The sequence below is a fragment of the Microbulbifer hydrolyticus genome, assembly GCF_009931115.1.
GTDB lineage: Bacteria > Pseudomonadota > Gammaproteobacteria > Pseudomonadales > Cellvibrionaceae > Microbulbifer > Microbulbifer hydrolyticus.
Genome location: NZ_CP047491.1, coordinates 1,797,010 through 1,818,901 on the forward strand (window position 1 = coordinate 1,797,010; position 21,892 = coordinate 1,818,901).

The 21,892-nt window shown below is 56.0% G+C and carries 15 protein-coding genes and 1 tRNA gene; 13 read left to right on the plus strand and 3 right to left on the minus strand.

Annotated features, from left to right (window positions below; all coding sequences use genetic code 11):
- The first annotated feature begins 278 nt into the window (after nucleotides 1-278).
- The 9 genes from fadB to GTQ55_RS07620 all read left to right on the plus strand — a co-directional run bounded on the left by fadB (nucleotide 279) and on the right by GTQ55_RS07620 (nucleotide 13,393).
- On the plus strand, nucleotides 279-2,435 hold the full coding sequence (gene fadB / locus GTQ55_RS07580) for a fatty acid oxidation complex subunit alpha FadB (RefSeq protein ID WP_161858184.1): 2,157 nt from the start codon (nucleotides 279-281) through the stop codon (nucleotides 2,433-2,435).
- Nucleotides 2,436-2,446: 11 nt separating this feature from the next.
- On the plus strand, nucleotides 2,447-3,622 hold the full coding sequence (gene fadA / locus GTQ55_RS07585; RefSeq protein ID WP_161858185.1) for an acetyl-CoA C-acyltransferase FadA: 1,176 nt from the start codon (nucleotides 2,447-2,449) through the stop codon (nucleotides 3,620-3,622).
- 202 nt (nucleotides 3,623-3,824) lie between these two features.
- Nucleotides 3,825-3,909: transfer RNA gene (locus GTQ55_RS07590), tRNA-Leu, on the plus strand.
- Between the two features lie 179 nt (nucleotides 3,910-4,088).
- A complete protein-coding gene (gene tig / locus GTQ55_RS07595; RefSeq protein ID WP_161858186.1) occupies nucleotides 4,089-5,402 on the plus strand; it encodes a trigger factor in 1,314 nt (437 codons plus the stop codon).
- Nucleotides 5,403-5,676: 274 nt separating this feature from the next.
- Nucleotides 5,677-6,321, plus strand: a complete 645-nt coding sequence (gene clpP, locus GTQ55_RS07600) for an ATP-dependent Clp endopeptidase proteolytic subunit ClpP (RefSeq protein ID WP_161858187.1) — start codon at nucleotides 5,677-5,679, stop codon at nucleotides 6,319-6,321.
- Between the two features lie 225 nt (nucleotides 6,322-6,546).
- Complete coding sequence (gene clpX, locus GTQ55_RS07605) at nucleotides 6,547-7,833, plus strand: ATP-dependent Clp protease ATP-binding subunit ClpX (RefSeq protein ID WP_161858188.1); 1,287 nt, start codon at nucleotides 6,547-6,549, stop codon at nucleotides 7,831-7,833.
- 394 nt (nucleotides 7,834-8,227) lie between these two features.
- Nucleotides 8,228-10,633: an endopeptidase La gene (lon, locus tag GTQ55_RS07610; protein ID WP_161858189.1), complete on the plus strand. Its 2,406-nt coding sequence runs from the start codon at nucleotides 8,228-8,230 to the stop codon at nucleotides 10,631-10,633.
- A gap of 393 nt (nucleotides 10,634-11,026) precedes the next feature.
- Entirely contained in the window at nucleotides 11,027-11,299 is a 273-nt protein-coding gene (locus GTQ55_RS07615; protein WP_078083765.1) for an HU family DNA-binding protein, read from the plus strand.
- Between the two features lie 201 nt (nucleotides 11,300-11,500).
- On the plus strand, nucleotides 11,501-13,393 hold the full coding sequence (locus tag GTQ55_RS07620) for a SurA N-terminal domain-containing protein (RefSeq protein WP_161858190.1): 1,893 nt from the start codon (nucleotides 11,501-11,503) through the stop codon (nucleotides 13,391-13,393).
- A 79-nt stretch (nucleotides 13,394-13,472) separates the two neighbouring features.
- Here the strand turns inward: GTQ55_RS07620 and GTQ55_RS07625 are convergent, their stop codons facing one another.
- Nucleotides 13,473-15,041 (minus strand): LysM peptidoglycan-binding domain-containing protein, encoded by a 1,569-nt coding sequence (locus GTQ55_RS07625; RefSeq protein ID WP_161858191.1) that lies wholly within the window; start codon nucleotides 15,039-15,041, stop codon nucleotides 13,473-13,475.
- 158 nt (nucleotides 15,042-15,199) lie between these two features.
- Complete coding sequence (gene gloB / locus GTQ55_RS07630) at nucleotides 15,200-15,958, minus strand: hydroxyacylglutathione hydrolase (RefSeq protein ID WP_161858192.1); 759 nt, start codon at nucleotides 15,956-15,958, stop codon at nucleotides 15,200-15,202.
- A gap of 201 nt (nucleotides 15,959-16,159) precedes the next feature.
- Here gloB and GTQ55_RS07635 point away from each other — a divergent pair, with 201 nt between their 5' ends.
- From GTQ55_RS07635 to dnaQ, 3 genes are read left to right on the plus strand one after another with little or no spacing between them, the layout of a single operon-like run.
- Nucleotides 16,160-16,987: a class I SAM-dependent methyltransferase gene (locus GTQ55_RS07635; protein WP_161858193.1), complete on the plus strand. Its 828-nt coding sequence runs from the start codon at nucleotides 16,160-16,162 to the stop codon at nucleotides 16,985-16,987.
- Nucleotides 16,988-17,044: 57 nt separating this feature from the next.
- Nucleotides 17,045-17,482 carry a ribonuclease HI gene (rnhA, locus tag GTQ55_RS07640; RefSeq protein WP_161858194.1) on the plus strand — a complete coding sequence of 146 codons (438 nt, stop codon included), beginning with the start codon at nucleotides 17,045-17,047 and terminating at the stop codon, nucleotides 17,480-17,482.
- Between the two features lie 4 nt (nucleotides 17,483-17,486).
- Entirely contained in the window at nucleotides 17,487-18,212 is a 726-nt protein-coding gene (gene dnaQ / locus GTQ55_RS07645) for a DNA polymerase III subunit epsilon (protein ID WP_161858195.1), read from the plus strand.
- 109 nt (nucleotides 18,213-18,321) lie between these two features.
- Here dnaQ and nhaB read toward each other — a convergent pair whose 3' ends face one another.
- A complete protein-coding gene (gene nhaB / locus GTQ55_RS07650; RefSeq protein ID WP_161858196.1) occupies nucleotides 18,322-19,854 on the minus strand; it encodes a sodium/proton antiporter NhaB in 1,533 nt (510 codons plus the stop codon).
- Nucleotides 19,855-20,164: 310 nt separating this feature from the next.
- On the opposite strand from nhaB, the gene GTQ55_RS07655 reads away from it, so the two are divergent.
- Complete coding sequence (locus GTQ55_RS07655; RefSeq protein WP_161858197.1) at nucleotides 20,165-21,862, plus strand: FimL-related protein; 1,698 nt, start codon at nucleotides 20,165-20,167, stop codon at nucleotides 21,860-21,862.
- The last annotated feature ends 30 nt before the right edge of the window (nucleotides 21,863-21,892 follow it).

Consider the following 21,892-nt stretch of genomic DNA (forward strand, 5'->3'; position numbering starts at 1 on the left):
TTACGGCATTTTGGTTATATTTTGATCTGGAGAGGGGGTTAACCACAATTCGCGCATCAAACCGGACAGTGTATATGGCGGAAATGGTATTCAAACGCGCGTTTTAATCTGGCTATACTTGGGCGTTGACCGATTTTGGGAAAAGCGTCATCCGCCGGTTACGGTTTGGCGGTAAGCTAGCCGACCGGTAAACCCGAAATCTGTCTTGTATAACCCGACCCCCCGGACCGGTGCATTCCCTGGAGTGGCACCCCGGTCACCAATCAATGAGGTCAATAATGTTATTTAGTGGCAAAGCGCTATCCGTGCAGATGCTCGACAACGGCATCGCGGAACTGAAATTCGATCTGGAAGGCGAGTCCGTCAATAAGTTCAATCGTCTCACCGTATCGGAGTTTTCCGAGGCCCTGGATGCGATTGAAAAGGCTGGCGATATCAAAGGCCTGTTGCTGACGAGTGGTAAAAGTGTATTTATCGTCGGCGCGGACATTACCGAGTTTGGTGGGGCGTTTTCCGCCGGCGCCGAAGGTATCGCCGAGCTGATGAACAAGAACAACGAAAACATCAACCGTCTGGAAGACCTCCCGTTCCCGACTGCGGTTGCCATCAATGGCTATGCCCTCGGCGGCGGTTTCGAGGTTTGCCTCGGTTGCGATTTCCGTGTCATGGGTGATAAGGCCAAAGTGGGTCTGCCGGAAGTGAAGCTTGGCTTGATTCCGGGCTGGGGCGGTACCGTGCGTCTGCCCCGTGTAGTCGGCGTCGACGTCGCGGCCGAGTGGATCGCCGCGGGCAAAGAACAACGTCCGGATGCTGCGCTGGCCGCACATGCCGTTGATGCGGTTGTTCCTACAGACAAACTGAAAGACGCTGCGCTGAAGGTTCTCGCGCGAGCGATTGCTGGTGAGCTGGACTATCAGCAGCGCCGCGAAGTTAAAAAATCCCCGATCCCCCTGAACGACACCGAAGCCCTGATGGCCTTCTTTACCACCAAGGCATTTGTCGGGCAGCAGGCCGGACGCAACTACCCGTCCCCTGTCAACGCGGTCACTTCTATCGAGCAGGGCTACAAAGTCGATCGCGATGAAGCGCTGAAAATTGAGCAGCAGCAATTCATCGCCAGTGCGCAGACAGAAACCGCTGCATCCCTGGTGGGCCTGTTCCTGAACGATCAGAAGGTAGGCAAGGTCGCCAAAGGTTGGGAGAAAAAATCCGACAAGGAAATTGAGCGCGCAGCGGTGCTGGGTGCGGGAATCATGGGTGGCGGTATCGCCTATCAGTCTGCCTACAAAGGCACGCCCATCAAGATGAAGGACATCAATCAGGATGGTATCGACCTGGGCCTGAAAGAAGCCGGCAAGCTTCTGACCAAACTGGTCGACCGCGGGCGCATGACGCCGGCCAAAATGGCGGAGACCCTGAACCGTATCGAGCCAACCCTGAGCTACGACGGTTTCGATGATGTCGATATCGTGGTTGAAGCCGTAGTGGAAAATCCGAAGGTAAAGCACGCCGTGCTGAAGGAAGTGGAAACCAAGGTTTCCGAAGACACTGTGATTGCTTCCAACACCTCCACCATTTCTATTGATACCCTGGCTGAACCGCTGTCTCGTCCGGAAAATTTCCTCGGCATGCACTTTTTCAACCCGGTGCACAAAATGCCGCTGGTTGAGGTCATTCGCGGTGAGAAGACTTCGGAAAATGCCATTGCCCGTGTTGTGGCGTACGCCAACAAGATGGGCAAGAAAGCGATTGTCGTACGCGACTGCCCTGGATTCCTGGTGAACCGGGTGCTGTTCCCGTATTTCGCCGGTTTCGCCATGCTGGTACGTGACGGTGCGGACTTCCAGCAGGTGGACAAGGTAATGGAGCGCTGGGGTTGGCCGATGGGGCCCGCTTATCTGATGGATGTGGTTGGCATCGACACCGGTGTTCACGCCGAGCAGGTAATGGCGGAAGGTTTCCCCGAGCGTATGGGCAAAACCTTTACTGCCGCGTCTGATGTGATGTACGAAGCCGGCCGTTACGGCCAGAAAAACGGCAAGGGCTTCTACAACTACGAAGAAGACAAGAAAGGTCGCCCGAAGAAAGTGGCTACGGAAGAAGCCTACGAACTGCTCAAGCCGCATGTGGCAGAGCGCAAAGAGTTCGAAAATGACACCGTGATCGAGCGCATGATGGTGCCCATGGCTACCGAACTCGCCCGCTGCCTGGAAGAGGGGATTGTCGATTCTCCCGCTGAAGCCGACATGGCGTTGATTTACGGCATTGGCTTCCCGCCTTTCCGCGGTGGCATCTTCGCCTGGCTGGACAGCATCGGCCTGGATAACTTCGTGAAGATGGCGGAGAAGTACAGCGAGCTCGGAGAGCTGTACAAGCCGACCGAAGGTATGCGCGAAATGGCCGCAAGCGGCAAAACCTACTACGGCGAAAAGTAAGGAGAGTTTCCATGAGTCTGAATCCTAGAGATGCCGTAATCGTCGACTATGCGCGTACCGCCATGGGGCGATCCAAAAACGGTGTGTATCGCAACGTGCGCGCTGACGACATGTCAGCAGAATTACTGAAGAAGTTTCTGCAGCGCAACGAAAAACTCGACCCGAAAGAGATCGACGATGTGATCTGGGGTTGTGTGATGCAGCGCGATGAGCAGGGCTTTAACGTGGCACGCATGATCGTGCTGCGTGCTGGTCTGCCCCATACCGTCCCGGCACAGACGGTAAACCGCCTGTGTGGTTCCTCCATGTCATCACTGCACACCGCGGCGGCCAGTATCCAGGCCGGCCTGGGAGATGTGTATGTGGTGGGTGGTGTCGAGCACATGGGCCACCTGAACATGATGGAGCATGTCAGTCCCAACCCTATGCTGGGCCGCTACATGGCCAAGGCTGCGGGCTCCATGGGCATGACAGCTGAATACCTGGCGATGATGCACGGTATCCAGCGCCAGCAGATGGACGAGTTTGGTGCTCGTTCCCATCAGCGTGCCGCAAAGGCCACCAAAGAGGGCAAGTTCGATCGCGAAATCATTGCGATTGAAGGGCACGACGACGACGGCGTCCCGATGCTGGTTGAGAAAGACCAGACCATCCGCCCGGATACCACGGTAGAAACGTTGGCCCAGTTGAAGCCTGCGTTTGATCCCAAGCACGGCCAGGTGACTGCCGGTACCTCCTCGCAGATCACCGACGGTGCGTCTGTGATGTTGGTGATGTCTGCCGAGCGTGCACAGGCCCTCGGGCTTACGCCAATCGCGAAAGTGCGCGAGATGGCATTGGCAGGTGTTGATCCCTCCATCATGGGTTATGGCCCGGTGCCGTCTACGCAGAAGGCGCTGAAGAGCGCTGGCCTGACGGTCGAGGATATCGACAAGGTCGAGCTGAATGAGGCCTTTGCGGCACAGGCACTGCCGGTGCTCAAGGACCTTAACCTGCTGGATGCAATGGATGAAAAGGTGAACCTCTACGGCGGCGCGATTGCCCTCGGTCACCCATTCGGCTGCTCCGGTGTGCGTATTACCGGCACTCTGTTGTCAGTAATGCAGAACGAAGGCGGCGACCTTGGTATTTCCACCATGTGTATCGGCCTGGGGCAGGGGATCACTACGATCGTCGAGCGGGTGTAATACCTGCGCGCTCGCGCCTTACAGGCCAAAACGGGGTGCCCGAAAGGGCGCCCCGTTGTTTTTTAGGCCTGTCGCGCCTATACGGGCGCACTTTTGTTGAAGCCCTGTGTCCACTGTGGCACAATCTGCTCCCCTCGCTGCGGGCCTGCTTGGAATTTACTCAAAACTACAAGCAAATCAACGGCTTAGCGCAGAGGGGCATGGGGACGTGGTGGAATTGGTAGACACGCCAGATTTAGGTTCTGGTGCCGCAAGGTGTGGGAGTTCAAGTCTCCCCGTCCCCACCAATCCGTATTTTGCAGTCCGTGACCAAATGCACGTTTCTCCAGAGTGGGAGCGGTGTGTGGTGCGGGCTGTTTGTATTTGGCGGCCGGTTCAATGATTACCGGCGCAAACGCTAGCTGCTGGTGCCGGGGATTGCCCGTAGCCCGGCATCTGTGAAGAGAAAAGTCTCACGAGGATTATCATGCAGGTTTCCATTGAAACAACTTCCGGTCTGGAGCGTCGCTTAACGGTCAATTTGCCGGCAGAAGTCGTCGATAAGGAAGTTGACAAGCGCCTTCAGCAGGCGTCCAAAACCGTGCGCATCAACGGCTTCCGTAAGGGTAAAGTGCCGATGAAGGTTGTGCGTCAGCGTTTTGGTGCCGGCGTACGTCAGGAAGTCCTGGGTGAAGTGATGAGCCGTTCTTTCTATGAGGCAGTGCAGAAGGAACAGGTCAAGCCTGCGGGCCAGCCCAGCATCGAAGCAAAAAACGTGACCCCGGGTGAGAACCTGGAGTACGTTGCCACTTTCGAGGTTTATCCGGAAGTGACCCTGACCGACCTGGGTGAAGTTGAAGTTGAGCGCCCGAAGGCGGAAGTGACCGATGCCGATGTCGACAACATGATCGACGTTCTGCGCAAGCAGCAGTCCGGTTGGAAAGAGACCAAGCGCAAGGCGCAGAAAGGCGACCGCGTAACCATCAACTTTGTTGGCCGCAAAGACGGCGAAGAGTTTGAAGGTGGCAAGGGTGAAGACCAGAAGCTGGTACTTGGCTCCGGTAGCATGATCCCCGGTTTTGAAGACGGCATCATCGGCATGAAGCCCGGTGAAGAGAAGGAAGTCGAGGTTACTTTCCCGGAAGATTACCAGGCAAAAAACCTGGCGGGTGCCGCAGCGGTATTCACCATCAAGGTAACCGCATCCGAGAAGCCCGAACTGCCTGAACTGAACGATGAGTTCTTCGCCGCATATGGCGTTGAAGAAGGCGGCGAAGAAAAATTCCGCGAAGAGGTTCGCGGCAATATGGAGCGTGAACTGAAAAATGCTGCGCTGAACAAGGTCAAGACCCAGGTCATGGACCAGTTGTTCGAAAAGCATGACGTGGAAATTCCCGCAGCGCTGGTTCAGGGTGAAGTTCAAACCCTGCGCGGTCAGATGGTTCAGCAGTTCGGCGGTCAGATCAAGCCGGAAGATGCGGCCAAAATGCTGCCGGACACCATGTTCGAGGATCAGGCCAAGCGTCGCGTTGTTCTGGGTCTCGTTGTTGGTGAGATCGTTAAAGAGAACAAGCTTTCTGTCGACGGCGATCGTGTAAAGGCGAAAGTCGAAGAGTTGGCATCTACCTACCAGCAGCCTGAAGAAGTGGTTGAGTACTACTTCAACAATCGCGAACTGCTGGCTGGTGTTGAGTCTGTCGTACTCGAAGATCAGGTGGTCGACTTTGTGCTGGACAAAGCCAAGGTCAGCGAAGTGGAAAGCACTTACGATGACGTGATCAAGCCGCAAAAGCAGGCCTGATAGCGTAGAAAACGGCCACCTAAGGTGGCCGTTTTTTCTTCAGGTGCCGGCGGCAGCCACATGGTGAGCCGCGCCGCGGCCTGCCGACCTGAGTCTCCCTGCCTTCAGCAAATCACTTCTCGCTACACTCCTTTTGTATTCCCGCTGCGCCCAACTGGCTTTATCGCCGTTGAGCAGTTAAGCTCAGTTTGACCATATTTTTCAGGGTTGTGCCTTTTTTGAGCACGTCCGTTCTGTAGTCGCCTAATACGCCGAATAAGGAAGCATCGTATCCATGGCATATATTGATAATTCTGCGAACGCTAAAGAAATTCTCGCCACTGGTGGTCTGGTACCCATGGTGGTTGAACAGACCGCGAGAGGGGAGCGTTCTTTTGATATTTATTCCCGTCTGCTTAAAGAGCGGGTGATCTTTCTGGTGGGTCCGGTAGAAGACCATATGGCCAACCTGGTAGTGGCTCAGTTGTTGTTTCTAGAGGCGGAAAATCCCGACAAGGATATCCATCTTTATATCAACTCGCCGGGTGGTTCAGTGACCGCGGGTATGTCCATTTATGACACCATGCAGTTCATCAAGCCGGATGTGAGCACCATGTGTATTGGCCAGGCCTGCAGTATGGGTGCTTTCCTGCTGACTGCTGGCGCCAAAGGCAAGCGCTATGCAACCCCCAATTCGCGGGTAATGATCCACCAGCCCAGTGGTGGTGCCCAGGGGCAGGCGTCGGATATCCATATCCACGCGCAGGAAATCCTCAAGATCCGCTCGCGCCTGAACGAGCTGATGGCTCATCACACCGGCCGCAGCGTCGCGGATATAGAGCGCGATACTGACCGGGACCGTTTCCTCAGTGCGGATGAGGCAAAGGAATACGGTTTGGTGGACGACGTGTTGGCCAGTCGTCAGGCGATGGCCAAGTGACCCTGAATATTGATAACAGGGCATCATTCGCCTAATTATCCCGCGGAAGCCGGAGTCTTTTTCTTCGGAAACGGGTTGCTGCGAGCACCTCTTCTGGGTGCAGCTGACCCGACTTCCGCTGGGGCGTACAAAAAAGCTTGAAAAACCTGCCAAAAGGCCGCATCTTGCTAATGAACCCTATTTGCCGCCGCTTTTCGGCTGGCTGCCAGACCACGGAGTACATAGATGACTGATCAGAACAGCGGAGAAGATAACGGCAAGCTCCTTTACTGTTCCTTCTGTGGCAAAAGCCAGCAGGAAGTACGCAAGTTGATCGCGGGTCCATCTGTTTACATTTGTGATGAGTGTGTTGAGCTCTGCACAGATATTATCCGCGAAGAAGTCCAGGAATCCGTCGATGGTGACGATTCCCGCCTGCCAACGCCGCAGGAAATTACCGAAATCCTGGATCAATACGTTATTGGCCAGACTCGCGCCAAAAAGGTGCTGGCAGTAGCGGTTTATAACCACTACAAGCGCCTGCGTACCAGCAAGGGCGTGAAAGGCAAAGACGACGTTGAATTGGGCAAGTCCAACATCCTGCTGGTCGGGCCGACCGGTAGCGGTAAAACCCTTCTGGCGGAAACCCTGGCGCGCTTGCTGAATGTTCCCTTCACCATTGCGGACGCTACCACGCTGACCGAAGCCGGTTATGTGGGTGAGGACGTCGAAAACATCATTCAGAAGCTGCTGCAAAAGTGTGATTACGACGTGGAAAAGGCCCAGCAGGGCATTGTGTACATCGATGAGATCGACAAGATTTCCCGCAAGTCGGACAACCCGTCCATCACCCGCGATGTGTCCGGTGAGGGCGTGCAGCAGGCCCTGCTGAAACTGATCGAGGGTACCGTTGCGTCTGTTCCTCCCCAGGGCGGGCGCAAGCATCCCCAGCAGGAATTCCTGCAGGTGGATACGTCCAACATCCTGTTTATCTGTGGCGGCGCATTTGCCGGCCTGGACAAGGTGATTCGAGATCGTTCGGAGAAGGGCGGAATCGGCTTCTCGGCAGAAGTGAAGTCCAAAGATGCCAAAAGTAACTTCGGTGAAGTGCTGCTGGATCTGGAACCGGAAGACCTGGTGCGCTACGGACTTATTCCCGAGTTTGTTGGTCGTCTGCCTGTTACGGCGACGCTGGAAGAGCTGGATCGAGCAGCGCTGGTGCAGATCCTTACCGCACCGCGCAATGCGCTGACCAAGCAGTATTCCAAACTGTTTGAGATGGAAGATGTGGAGCTCGATTTCCGTCCGGATGCGCTGGATGCTGTGGCGACAAAAGCCATGGAGCGCAAAACCGGTGCGCGAGGTTTGCGCTCGATCATGGAGTCGGTACTGCTTGAGACCATGTACGATATTCCTTCCATGGACAATGTCGCGAAAGTTGTCATCGACGAGGCTGTGATTAAGGGAGAATCTGCCCCTCTGTTGGTTTACGAGCAGGCGGAGCAGCCCCAGAAGGCCGCGCCAGAAGAGTAAGTTGCACGGCGCCAGAGTTACCCAGCGCTCCCTGTCGGAGGCGCTTGGTGCGATGAGCTTGTAACGCTTCTTTCGAAAAGCCCCGTATCGGGGCTTTTTTGTGCCTGCTAGAAAAGTCTGTTTGCGCTATTTCACCGGCGCTTGCCCCCTTGAGGTGGATTTCTGTGCTATGACATCTGGGTGTACCGGAATTTGCATGTTCAATGACTATCGATGTATGCCCTGAATTAAACTAATTTTGCTGCAAGGGCCGGCATGGGCTTGTTATTCTGGGCCTTGCCCCCAAGTTAGCATCTGAACTGGCGCATACCGGTAGCCGGAAATGGGTACTACCGAAGACCAATAAGTCGCCAAAGTGGTGGCCGAGAGCCGCCTGAAGGCCGAGAGGAGTTTTATGGACCAGCCATCCGAGACCTTGAACGAATACCCCCTTTTGCCGCTGCGTGATGTGGTGGTCTACCCCCATATGGTCATTCCCTTGTTTGTGGGGCGGGAGAAGTCCATCGATGCGCTGGAAGAGGCCATGCGCAGCGATAAACAAGTGCTGCTGGTGGCCCAGCGCCAGGCATCTGAAGATGATCCGGGCGCCGATGACGTTTACCGTATTGGTACCGTGGCGAGTGTCCTGCAGCTTCTGAAGTTGCCTGACGGCACCGTCAAAGTGCTGGTGGAGGGCGGCCACCGCGTAAAGGTTGAGGAGATTCAGGAGGGCGATGGACATTACCGTGCCTCCGTTTCTCCGCTGGAATCTGAGGAGTTGCCAGAGGCCGAGGCCGAGGCGCTGGTACGTTCTGCAATGTCGCAGTTTGAACAGTATGTCAGTGTCAGCAAGAAGGTGCCGAACGAGGTAATGACCTCTCTGTCGGGCATCGATGAGCCTGGTCGACTGGCCGATACTATCGCTGCGCATATGTCGCTGGATCTTCCCCAGAAGCAGGAGCTGCTGGAGACCGTCAGCGTCAAGGAGCGCCTCGAGCACCTTCTCGGACTGATGGATTCCGAGATTGATTTGATTCAGGTTGAAAAGCGTATTCGCGGCCGTGTCAAAAAGCAGATGGAAAAGAGCCAGCGCGAGTACTACTTGAATGAGCAGATGAAGGCTATTCAGAAAGAGTTGGGTGAAATTACCGAAGAGCCCAACGAGATCGAAGAGCTTGAGAGAAAAATCGCGGATTCCGGAATGTCTGCGGAAGCAGAAAAGAAAACCCGGGCCGAGCTGGGCAAGTTGAAAATGATGTCGCCGATGTCTGCGGAGGCATCGGTGTTGCGTAGCTATATCGATTGGATGCTTAGCGTCCCCTGGAAAAAAGCCAGCCGTGTGCGTCACGACCTGATCAAGGCCGAAGAAATCCTCAACAAGGATCACTACGGCCTGGAGGAAGTGAAAGAACGCATTCTTGAATACCTCGCTGTGCAGAAGCGCGTGAAGAAAGTCAAAGGCCCCATTCTCTGTCTGGTTGGCCCTCCAGGTGTGGGTAAGACCTCGCTGGGTGAGTCCATCGCGCGCGCGACCAATCGCAAATATGTGCGCATGGCGCTCGGCGGCGTGAGAGACGAGGCGGAAATCCGCGGGCATCGCAGGACGTATATTGGTTCTCTACCGGGTAAGCTGGTACAGAAAATCTCCAAAGTGGGTGTAAAAAATCCACTGTTCCTGCTCGACGAAGTCGACAAAATGGGGATGGATCACCGTGGCGATCCCGCTTCCGCGCTGCTGGAAGTGCTCGACCCGGAGCAGAATAAATCATTCAACGATCACTACCTGGAAGTGGATTACGACCTCTCCGATGTAATGTTCGTGTGTACCTCTAACTCCATGAATATCCCCGGTCCATTGCTCGACCGGATGGAAGTCATCCGCATCCCCGGTTACACCGAGGATGAAAAAATGAATATTGCCCAGCGCTATTTGATCCCCAAACAGCGCAAGGCGGCGGGACTCAAGCCGGAAGAGCTGGAGTTGACCGATGATACGGTCCGCGATGTTGTTCGCTATTACACCCGCGAAGCCGGCGTGCGTGGTCTTGATCGTGAGATGGCAAAAATTTGCCGCAAGGTGGTCACCGAGCATGTGCGTGAGTCCACCACCAGCAAGGTCGTAATCCAGCCCGAACAGCTGGAAGACCTGTTGGGTGTACGCAAATTTGACTACGGCCGCGCTGAGGAAGAGAACAAGATCGGTCAGGTGACGGGTTTGGCGTGGACGGAAGTGGGTGGCGAGCTGCTCACCATCGAGTCTTCTGCTGTGTCCGGGAAAGGCCGTGTTATCAAGACGGGCTCCCTTGGTGATGTGATGCAGGAGTCGATCCAGGCTGCGCTGACGGTAGTCCGCGCGCGCGCGCAGGCACTGGGTATTCCCCCGGACTTCCACGAAACCCGGGATATCCATATCCATGTTCCGGAAGGGGCGACGCCAAAAGATGGACCTTCCGCGGGTATCGCCATGTGCACCGTACTGGCCTCGGTACTCACAAACATACCCGTGCGCTCCGACGTCGCCATGACCGGGGAAATTACTCTTCGGGGTGAAGTGCTGCGCATTGGCGGGCTAAAGGAAAAGTTACTCGCGGCCCATCGCGGCGGTATCAAGACGGTTCTGATCCCGGCCGATAACGAGCGTGACCTGAAGGATATTCCCGATAATATCCAGCAGGACCTGGTTATCAAGCCGGTGAAGTGGATCGACCAGGTACTGGAATATGCTCTGGAAAAAATGCCGAGCCCTCTGAGTGATGAAGAGTACTCTGCATTGCAGAAGCAGGCAGAAGAGCGTTCGCAGAGATCAATCCAGACCCACTGATCTATTGATTCAAAACTGCACTTTTTAGCACCAACCATCCCGGGGTAGTGATTATCCCGGGGTGGCTGGTTTTGGGCGTGAAAAAAAGCGTTGAATAGAGTGATCAAAGTCGCGTAGAGTACGCAGCCTGCTAATGTGCAGGTTAAAAAATGATCGCGACGGACATTGGCTGAACAAGTGTGATTCAAAAATGCCCAACTCCCCGCAAAGCCGCATGGTTCCTTGACCCACCAACAGGCAGTTGGTATAAAACGGGGCTTGTTGCGCTGCGGGGAGCCGCAGGCGATCAAAATTTAACTGCAAAAAAATGCATGAATGCGCCTCGTCAAACGAGGCAGCAACAGACCCAACATACACACCTAGAAACCTAGATAAAGAACAGAGGGATATAGCGTGAACAAGTCCGAACTGATTGAAGCCATTGCCGCATCTGCCGACATTCCTAAGGCAGCCGCTGGCCGTGCTCTGGACGCCATGGTAGACAGTATTACCGACGCACTGAAACAGGGTGATCAGGTAGCCCTGGTTGGCTTTGGTACCTTCGCTGTCAAAGAGCGCGCTGCGCGCACTGGCCGCAACCCGCGTACCGGCGACCCCATCGAAATCGCTGCAGCTAAAATCCCTAATTTCAAAGCCGGTAAAGCTTTGAAAGATGCGGTAAATTAAGAAGCCTTGTAACCTTCAATGCTTCAAAGGGGCGTATCAGATGGATGCGCCTTTTTTGTTTCTGAAAGATTGAAATTTTATTTGGATCAGCCGGTTTAGGCGTATTCAGTGAAGTCTCGGCGACGACGCGTACACTTCACTGTAACAACAATAAGCATCGATCCAGATGAGTACTGATAGAGTTAAATTTCGGAGCTGAATATGCTTCAGTCCATGCGTGACAACCTCAAAGGAACCGCTGCAATTATTGTGGCCGCGTTCTTTGGATTTATTATGGTTATTGGTGGGATTGATTTCTTCACTGGTGCCAGCGGGGGCTCGGCCGATCAAGTGGCTGCAGTCAACGGAGAAAAAATTTCAAATATCGACCTGCAGCGAGCGATCCAGAATCGCCGTAACATGATCGAAAGCCAGTACGGCGAGAATGTACCGGCAGACCTGCTGACCGATGAACAGCTGCGCGGCCCCGTGCTTCAGCAGCTGGTGAACAGCTCGGTAATGCGTCAGGTGGCGCAGGAACGTGGCATGGTCATGAGTGCCGCAGCCGTCGACAGGGAAATCGTGCAGATGCCCGGTTTTCAGGTTAACGGTCAGTTTGACCAGCAGATGTACCGCGATGGCCTGCGTCGTATGGGCTACAGCCCTACTGGATTTCGCCAGCTGCTTGAGCAGGAAATGGTCATGCAGCAGTACATCGGAAGTGTTTCCGATAGTGCTTTCGCGACCCGTGTCGAAGCGGAAGAAGTTGTGTCCATATCGATGGAAGAGCGCGACTTTGATTACCTGACCCTGTCGGCCTCGCCGCTTCTGGCTGAGATTCAGGTTAGTGACGCCGAAGTGCAGGCCTACTACGATGAGAATCAGCAGGCTTTCCTGCATCCTGAGCAGGTGGCAATTGAGTACATCGAGTTGACCCCGGAACAGTTTGCGGCAAATCTGGATGTCTCTGAAGAGGATGTGCGCGCACAGTACGATCAGGAAGTGAAGAACTTCCAGGCCAGTATCCGTCGTCACGCTGCGCACATTCTTATTGAAGGCGATGACGAAGCGGCGCAGAAAAAGGTAGGCGAAGTGCAGGCCAAATTGTCAGAAGGTGCTGAGTTTGAAGCGCTCGCGAAAGAGTATTCTGACGATATCGTCTCGCGTGAGGAAGGCGGCGACGTGGGCTTCACCAGCGGCGATGTTTTCCCTGAGCCATTTGAAGATGCATTGGCCGACCTCGAGGTTGGTCAGGTTTCTGGTGCCGTCAAAACTGAAGCCGGCACTCACTTTATCAAGCTGATTGAAGTCGCCGATGCCGAGCCGCCGAGTTTCGAGGAGCGCAAGGCCGCAATCGCTGCGCGTTTGCGCACTGCGGAAGCGGAGCGCGAGTTCGTGGGTGCGGTAAGTCGTCTTGGCGATCTGGCCTACAATGCAGAAACGCTGGCCGGGCCAGCGGAAGAGCTTGGTGTTTCCGTACAGAAATCTCCGCTATTTTCCCGTCAGGGTGGTGCAGGCGTTACCGCCGAGGGCAAAGTGGTCGAGGCCGCTTTCTCCCCGGAAGTGATGGAGGATGGTAATACCTCGGATGTGCTCAACCTGTCTGAAAACCACTCTGTGGTTCTGCGTGTTGTGGAGCACAAGCCCGCAGGTGTGAAACCTCTGGAGGCGGTGAAGCAAGAAATTACCCAGCGCCTGAAGCGTGATAAAGCGAGTGAGCAATTGGCGAGCAAGGCTCGTTCTATCAAGGAGCAGGTACAGGCTGGCGAAGCGCTTGCGGACGTGGCCTCTGCCGAGGAGCTCACCCTGGAAACCAGCGATAACACCCGCCGTGGTGGATTTGGTGCGCGTGGTGAGGTTGTTGAGCACGCATTTGGTATGGATGCTCCCAAGCCGGGTGCCAAGAGCCTCGAGCAGTTTACTCTGGGCTCCGGGGACGTTGTGGTGGTACAGCTGCGTGACGTGCGTGCTGGAGACCTGTCCCGTCAGAGCAAGGAGCAGCGCGAAGCACTGATGCAGCAGCTGGCTTCCATGCAGGGTACTGCAGAGCTGGCGGCGGTCCAGAACTACCTGTCGAGCAAGGCGGATATTGAGCTGTCGACTACGGACGACTGAGCCAGGCAGCAAGACAGGCACAAAAAAACCGGCGTTATCGCCGGTTTTTTTGTGCCTGTCTATTTTATGTCGGGCGGTGTCAGCCGCTGGAAGCGCTGTCGACAAACAGTGTGAGGCGCTGGCCTGGCTGAAGATAGCTATTTTTGCTGATCTTGTTCCAGCGCACGATATCACCGATGTCGATGCTGAATTTCCGCGCGATACGGTACAGGGAGTCACCATTGCGCACACGATAGGAAACCTTGCGGGTCGTGCGTCCGCGGTCATCGCTGTTGCCTTTCGAGTATGCCACCAGTTTGCGGCCGGGCCGCAGGGTGTCGCCGGGGGCCATGCTGTTCCAGCTGGCGAGCTCACGTACCTTTACGTCGAGGGAGCGTGCAATACCCCAGAGGGTATCGCCGGGGCGGACGGTATAGCTGGACTTTTCACCCTTTCCGGAAGATTGGCGACGCTGTACACGCTGGTCAATCGAGTACGCATATTGCGCGCTTGGGCCTGAAGCGCTTGGAATCAGCAGCGTCTGGCCGGCGCGGATACTGCTGCCGCGCAACTTGTTGGTCTGCTGGATCGCCGAGACCGTGGTTTCGTAGCGGCGTGCGATTACGGACAGGGAGTCTCCGCGTGCCACCTTGTAGCGCTGCCAGCTCACCCTCTGGTCAGCCGGAAGCTTCTCGAGCGCGGCAATAAAACGCGCACTCTTGTCATTGGGGATCAGCAGTCGATGGCTTCCGTTGGGGTCTGTTGCCCAGCGGTTGTACCCCGGGTTCAGCAGGTAAAGCTCTTCGATTTCCACGCCCGCCAGTTCTGCTGCCTGGGCCAGGTCAATCTGGCTGCCGACATCTACCGCGGTGTAGTAGGGGGTATTGCCAACATCGTGCAGAGGGACGCGGTAGTGATCCGAATGTGCGACGACTTCGGCCAGCGCCAGCAACTGAGGGACATAGCGCTGAGTTTCGCGCGGTAATTTCAGGTCCCAGAAGCTGGTACCCTTGCCTCTGCGACGGTTGCGCTCCATCGCGCGACGCACAGTGCCTTCCCCGGCGTTATAGGCAGCGAGGACCAGCAGCCAGTCACCGTCAAATTTGGCGGAGAGGTAATTGAAATATTCACTCGCAGCGCGGGTGGATTCCACTACATCGCGACGACCGTCGTACCACCAGTTCTGGTTCAATCCGAAAGATCGGCCGGTGGCGGGGATAAACTGCCACATGCCAGACGCCTGGGCATGGGAGTACGCGAAAGGGTCGTAGGCACTTTCCACGATGGGGAGTAGGGCAAATTCCATCGGGATATTGGATTGCTCAAGCTGTTCCGCCACATGGAAGATGTAGCGACGCGAACGCTCGGTCACGCGTGCCATATAACCCTGGTTGGAGGAAAAGTAGTTGACGTAGTCCTTCACTTTGGGGCGTTCGGTCTCTCGATCGAGAGTGAACCCCTGCCTCAGGCGCTGCCAGATATCATTTGGTGGAAGGGCCGGCTCGGACACGTCCATGATGTTCTGGCTGATGGCGATCAGGTCGCCGTCAGTGCTGTCAACCTCTGATTCAGCCTGTGAAACGCTCGCGGATTGTGGCGCATGATCAAGTTGTGCGCATGCCCCCACTGCCGCTGCGAGTAGTGCAACAGCAAATTTTTTATAAACCATTCTGGTGTCCGCAGTCTGTTGTTTGTTATCTGTTTGCTCCGCGCTGGGCTGTGCCTGGTGTGGCCCTGTCGCCGCAATTATTGAGTAATACGCTTGAGCTTTGATTTGTAATTGTCTGATTCTAAAGAGGGTGGTTGGTTCCGGTCAATGCAAATTGCTCAAAAATTGTCCTTCCATTGACGTAAACTGGCGAATATTTCTACAGGTGTGCCATCCGGGCTGCCGCCATGAGAAGCCACCCGTGCACGGACTTCCGGCGACTGGGTACGGAGAAAAGGGTTGGTTTTGAGTTCGCTGCTGATGGTGGAGGGCAGGGTTGGCTGGTTCTTCGCGCGAGCGGAGCGCGCAGAGGCGATGCGGTCTTCTATGTCGTGGTTACCCGGCTCAACCGCCTGTGCAAATGCGAGATTGGCCAGGGTGTACTCGTGCGCGCAGTAGACGCGCGTGCTCGGGGGCAGGGCTGCCAACCTCGACAGCGAGTGGTGCATCTGCTCCGGTGTTCCCTCGAACAGACGGCCGCAGCCCGCGGCGAAGAGAGTGTCGCCGCAAAAAAGATGATTGCCGTCCGGCTGGTGAAGCAACAGCGCGATGTGATCGAGAGTATGACCGGGGACGGATAGCACCTCCCAGTCGCAGCCCATCAGCGAGAACTTGTCGCCATCGGTAAGCGGTTTGGTCACCCCTTCGATCGATCCCGGCCCATAGACCGAGCAGTCAAATTGATCCGTCAGGGATTTCACCCCGCCAGTATGGTCGAGGTGGTGGTGGGTAAGCAGTATGCCATGCAGCGCAGCGTCTCCGAGGGCCCGTAGAACCGGAGTGGAATCCCCCGGGTCTATCACCCAGTTTTCGCGACCTTGCTGTAAATGCCAGATATAGTTGTCATTAAATGCCGGTATCGGGCGGATTGTGATCATCGGCGGTCCCCGCTAACCTAGCGTTGTGCAGAACTCGATTATGTTGGGGCAACTCTAACATAAGCGGGGCCTTCCCTGGCTTGCCGGCCGGGGGATCTGATCGTGTAGCGGCACACCCTCCGTCTCATAGCTCAGCACTATTAGAAGGGAGACGGCTGTCAATACAACCTTATACAACCTTCAGAGAAGCAGGAGCTGTTGATGGGCAGAAAAGCGGGCCGGAAACCCCTGTTCTACCGCGGTAAGGTTCAGACCCCGCCGCTGGCTCAGTCCTGCGCCAGCCTGGGTGACTGGTTTGAAAGTGCATTGGGGCAGGAGATCCTGACCCAGCAACTGGCGCTTGCTCAACCACTCGTGGAAGGGTTGTTTGGATACCATCTGATGCAGGCGAGTGTGGCGCGGCAGGTAGACTTTGCCGCCTGTAGCCGGATTAACCACCGGTTCCGCCTCAGCCCCTGTAAGGACGGCGGTGGCGCGGCTCTTGTGGAGTTTGAACAGTTGCCACTGCCATCTGAGTCCATAGATGTGGCGGTACTTCATCACCTGCTGGATTTCTCTCCTCACCCGCACCAGGTGCTGCGCGAGGCTGCGCGCGTGCTGATACCGGGTGGACATATGGTCCTGATTGGTTTTAACCCGTTTTCACTGCTTGGGTTGTCGCGGATTTTTCGCTCCTCCAGTGCGTACCAGTCGGGCAACCAGCTGCGCGCTGCACGAGTGGCAGACTGGATGAACCTGCTCGATCTGCAGGCCGAGCCGGTAGAGCGAGGCTTTTTCCGCTTGCCGCTACAGCACTCGGACCTGCTGGCAAAGACTGCCTGGATGGAGCGCATGGGGAACCGCTGGCACTTGCCCTGTGGGGGCTTTTACATCATAGTCGCGCGCAAAGAAGTGGCGCGGATGCGCACAATAAAGCTCAATTGGCACGGGGATAAAAAGCCGGTCCTGAGCGCCGTGCCGAGTAGTCCGCGGGTGGCGGCCAACAGCCGTCACCGGAGCCGCGACCAGAGCCGCCACAAAAAGCGCTAGCCAGTATTTTGCGATTTGGGGCGCTGCTGAACCCTATTCGAATGACAAGAGTCCGAGTTGAAACAAGTTACCATTTATACCGATGGCGCCTGCCGCGGAAACCCGGGCCCGGGGGGCTGGGGAGCATTGCTGATGAGCGGTGATGCAGAAAAAGAGCTATGCGGTGGCGAGGCCATGACCACCAACAATCGCATGGAGCTGATGGCTGCAATCGAGGCTCTTGGCGCACTCAATCAGCGCTGCCATGTGGATCTGCATACAGACTCGCAGTATGTACGCCAGGGGATCACTGGCTGGATCCATAACTGGAAGCGCAACGGCTGGAAAACCGCCAGTAAAAAGCCGGTAAAGAATGCCGATCTCTGGCAGGCTCTGGATGACGCGATTACCAATCACGAGGTGCAGTGGCACTGGGTAAAGGGGCACGCCGGTAATCCGGGTAATGAACGCGCGGACGCCCTGGCAAACCGCGGTATTGATGAGTTGGGGGAGTAATTCCATGCGTCAGGTCGTACTTGATACTGAAACCACTGGTCTGGACCCGAAGTCTGGCCACCGCATCATCGAAATCGGCTGTGTTGAGCTGATCAATCGCAAGCTGACCGGAAGGCACTACCACCAGTACATCAATCCGGAACGGGAAGTGGATGATGGTGCGATCGAAGTCCACGGTATCACCAACGAATTCCTCGCAGACAAGCCGGTTTTTTCTCAGGTCGCTGATGAATTTATGGCGTTCTGTGAAGGCGCCGAGCTGGTGATACACAATGCCCCCTTTGACGTCGGCTTTATCGACGCAGAGCTGAAGCGTCTCGGCAGTCCGCGCTGGCAGGCTGTTGCCTCACACTGCGGTGTACTGGATACCCTGACTCTGGCGCGTGAAAAGCACCCGGGGCAAAAAAACAACCTGGATGCACTGTGTAAGCGGTACTTTGTAGATAACTCCCAGCGGGATCTACACGGCGCTCTGCTCGATGCGGAAATTCTCGCCGATGTCTACCTGCTGATGACCGGCGGGCAGACGGATCTGGCGCTCGCCGGTTCGGGCAACGGCAATGAAGAGGGGGAAGACCAGGAAGACCGGCAGGCAGAAGCGGGCACCATTCGTCGATTGAGCGCTGACCGCGCGCCGCTGACTGTTTTGGCTGCCAGCGCGGATGAAGCGCAGGCGCATGCCGAGTTCCTCTCGTTACTGGAAAAGGCGGCGGGCAAGCATTACTGGTGAGCTGTGTGCGAGGACGCGCACGAGGGTGAGTTTGAAAGCTGAGTAGCGATAAAAAAGGGGGCCAAATGGCCCCCTTTTTTATTGCTTTAGCGTTTTTCGCTGGCGAAACTTACAGGGCGTAAATCACGCAGGTGAGGGCAACGACGGTCAGCACAATAGTGTATGGCAGGGCCATGATCACCATGCGTCCATAGGACAGCCGGATCAGTGGCGCCAGGGCCGATGTCAGCAGGAACAGGAAGGCTGCCTGACCATTCGGTGTGGCAACGCTGGGCAGGTTGGTGCCGGTATTAATGGCGATGGCCAGTTTGTCGAAATGCTCGCGGGTGATCTCGCCGGCGGCCAGAGCCGATTTCACTTCGTTGATGTACACGGTCGCCACGAATACATTGTCGCTGATCATGGACAGAATGCCGTTGGCAAGGAACAGCATACCGGGTTGTTGTTCAGGTTCGAGGCTGAGCACGAAATGGGTAACCGGTTCAAACAGGTGCTGCTCGTGAATAACGGCCACGATGGCAAAAAATACCACCAGCAACGCGGTGAAGGGGAGCGCCTCTTCGAATGCATGACCAATACGTGCTTCCTGAATAACGCCGTTGAATGCCGTCAGCAGAACAATGACCATCAGGCCGATAATGCCGACCTCGGCCACGTGAAACGCCAGTGAGAGCACAAGGATGATGGCAACCACCCCCTGGACCCACAGCTCAATAGTGTCGCGACTGGTGCGTTTCCGCTCTTGCTCGGCGGCGAAATTTGCGAGCACTCCGCGTACAGCATCCGGCAGCTTGGCGCCGTAGCCGCAAATCCCGGTTTTCTCCAGAAGTACACAAGTGATCAGCCCGGCGGCCAATGCAGGCATGGTCACCGGTGTCATGTTGATGAAAAATTGCACGAAATTCCAGCCGGCTTTCTCCGCGATCAGCAGGTTTTGCGGCTCGCCAACCAGTGTGCAAACACCGCCCAGAGCGGTGCCCACGGCGCCGTGCATAATCAGGCTGCGGAGGAATGAGCGGAACTGGTCCAGATCAGACCGGTGGTACTCGACAACCTCGTCATCCTTTGAGTGGTCGTGTTCTGGATGCGCCTGCCGATTGGACGCCACCTTGTGGTATACCGCATAAAAACCGACCGCTACAGCAATCAATACCGCGGTCACTGTCAGGGCATCGAGAAATGCCGACAGGATTGCCGACACACCGCAAAACAGCAGGGACAGTGCGGTTTTTGAACGGACGTTGATCAGTAATTTAGTGAACACATGCAGCAGCAGGTTCTTCATGAAGTAGATGCCCGCAACCATGAACATCAGCAGCAGGATTACCTGGATGTTTTCGTTCACTTCATGAAACACGGATTCACTGCTGGTCATCCCCAGAAGCACGGCTTCGATGGCTAGCAGGCCGCCTGGCTGCAGTGGGTAGCACTTGAGGGCCATGGCGAGCGTGAAAATAAACTCACCGATGAGAACCCATCCGGTGATAAAGGGTGAAGTGGTATAGAGGAGAATTGGGTTGATGATCAAAAAAACGGCAATGGTGAGCTTGTACCATTCGGGAGCTTCGCCGAGAAAGTTTGCGGTAAAGGCGCGGCCGATACCGGCGCTTGCGCTTGGCATGATGTCATTGAGAGCGTTCATTTTAGCTACTGCTTCCTAGGTTCCCGGTAAGCCCCTTCCCGCTACCACTGGGAAGTCGGCGGGGAAACTACCCATTTCTTGCGAAAAATTCAATTGGTTTTACCAATGGCACCCCCGGTAAATCTATTATGTCGATTGTTCGGTGGAAATAGGGGCGCGAAAGGTGGAATATCCAGCGGTTTAGTATAAATTGCACTTCTGCCTGAATTTACCTGCCGTGTTCTCCTGGCGGTTAGGATAAAAAGTCACCAATTGAAGGATGGGTGTCTCGGGCCGAAATAATATAAAGAAACTTGCAGTGGTGTAGGCAGTGAGTGAATTACGCGAAATCAACCTGACTTCAGTCAGCCTGGTAAAACACGAGTTAGTCGCAAGTATTGAGGGGGCCACCGGTCACCTGGATCAGTTCGCAGCTGATCACTCGGACAAACAGGCTCTTGAAAAGTGCATCCAGGCACTGCGCCAGGTAACCGGCGTACTGCAGATGGTGCAGCTGAATGCCGCGGAACTGCTGGCTCAGGAAATGCTGGTTGCGATGGGCGACCTGCTACAGGACCGGCAGCAATCTCCGGAAGAATTACTCGAAGGGGTGGGGACTGCGTTTTATGTCTTGACCCGATACCTGGACTTTGTTCAGAGCCGGGCGTCTGCACGCCCGGAATTGCTAATTCCCTACATTAACAATCTTCGGTTGGTGCGTGCTCAGGCGCCGGTGCCGGAAAGTCATTTCCTGCGCTGCCGTCTGGATGCCAGTGTGCCGGGGGCTGTGTCTTCGGCGGTCATGTCGGAAGACCTCAAGACGTTCGTGCGGCGCTTCCGGCACATGTATCAAGTGGGCCTGTTGGCCCTGCTGAAAGGTAAGCCGCGGGGCCCCGCTTATACCATGATGGCCCGTGCGCTGCAGCGGATTGCGAGCGTTTGCGCCGGGCGTCCAAACGGAAAGTTGTGGTCAGTGGCCGGTACCGCGATTGGCACCATGGCAAGCCGGGAGATGCTGGTGAACCGCCAGCGAGTAATGGTGTTCAGTATGCTGGATCGCCGCCTGCGAAATATTTGCCGGGACGGTGATGCTGCGCTGGATCAGCCGGCACCTCCGGTGCTGATCAAGGAGTGCCTGTACTGGCTAGCTCTGGCGGGGCCCTCGGATAAGGGTGAAAGACTCCTGCACGTATTCGGCATGAAGCCTCTGCCATACCGTGAGCCGGAACTGGAGCGTGACCGTGCGAGCCTCGGCGGCCCGGGTGCGACCGCGATCACCGCGGTGGCAAATGCCCTGGATGAAGAGCTGTCCGGTGTGCGCCGGATGCTGGACGATGCTGAAATGATCGGCGCTGCCGACCTCAATGAGGAAGGGGGGCTGGTCGAAACCCTGCGCCGAATCGCCAACACCCTGGTCCTGCTCAATTTCCGCCGTATAGGAGAGAACCTGGCGGGTTCCCTTACGGCTTATCAGAGTTGTGCACACGCCGGTGGCCGTGCAGCGGATAACGCGCTGCAGCAGCTCACTAATCAGATCCTGACGGTCGACAGCACCATTCGTGCTCTGCGTCAGACCTCAAGTATTGAGCTGGACGAGTCAGGACAGGCGGATATCGCGCTCGAACACAGTCAGCTTGCGGAGGCAGAGCTTGCGGTACTGAAAGAGGCGGAAGCCGGCTTGTCGCTGATAAAGCGTGCGCTGGCATCGTATGCAGACTCAGGTTTCGATCATGGCCACATCCGCAATGTATCCACCACGCTGAATAGCGTGCGCGGTGGATTGGTGGTATTGAACCTGGCCCGGGCGGCGGCTGTGGTAGAGCGACTTGCGCACTTTGTTGACGCGGTGATCGATCAGAAAAACGCCGCTCCAGCGGTTGAGCAATCGCTGGAAATTTTCGCCGATGCAATCATCAGTCTGGAGTACTACCTCGGTGAAGTGAAGCTCCATCGCCAGACTGATATGCAGTCCCTTGACTTGGCGATTGAAAGCCTGGAAGCGCTCGGCTATCCGGTGGAGGTTGCCTGATACCACCGGATGCGTCAGCCTTGGGCCGGG